At 63.5% G+C, this 518-nt stretch carries 1 protein-coding gene and 1 pseudogene; both read left to right on the top strand.

Annotation, left to right across the window (positions count from 1 at the left end):
* Positions 1-102: pseudogene (locus RV1423_RS29595) on the top strand (ABC transporter ATP-binding protein); the annotation flags it as partial.
* Positions 102-518 (top strand): ATP-binding cassette domain-containing protein (locus tag RV1423_RS28295; RefSeq protein WP_155835348.1); only part of this gene is annotated, 417 nt, incomplete at its 3' end. The pseudogene RV1423_RS29595 and the gene RV1423_RS28295, both read left to right, overlap by 1 nt.

Raw genomic sequence — 518 nt, forward strand, 5'->3', positions numbered from 1 at the left:
GCGGTATTGGCCGAAGGCACCTATGACCAGGTCTCGAAGAACCCGCAGGTGATGGAAGCCTACATGGGCACCACCGCGGGCGCACTGGAAGGAGCCCACTGATGAACACCGCTACCCTGCAACAGGGCCATGCCCAGGCCGCCGGCGTACAGGCGCTGGCCATCACCGACCTGCACGCCTGGTACGGCGAGTCGCACATCCTGCACGACGTCAACCTGACGGTGAACAAGGGCGAAGTGGTGACCCTGCTGGGCCGCAACGGCGCCGGACGCACCACCACCTTGCGCTCGATCATGGGCCTGGTGGGCGCGCGCAAGGGCTCGATCAGGATCAACGGCAATGAAACCATCGCCATGCCGACCTACAAGATCGCGCACCAGGGCGTGGGATATTGCCCGGAAGAGCGCGGCATCTTCTCGTCGCTGTCGGCCGAAGAAAACCTGATGCTGCCGCCGTTCGTCTCGAAGACGGACAAGGGGATGTCGGTCGAAGAGATCTACGACATGTTCCCGAACCTG

Source organism: Herbaspirillum sp. RV1423 (genome assembly GCF_000577615.1).
Classification (GTDB): Bacteria; Pseudomonadota; Gammaproteobacteria; order Burkholderiales; family Burkholderiaceae_D; genus Herbaspirillum.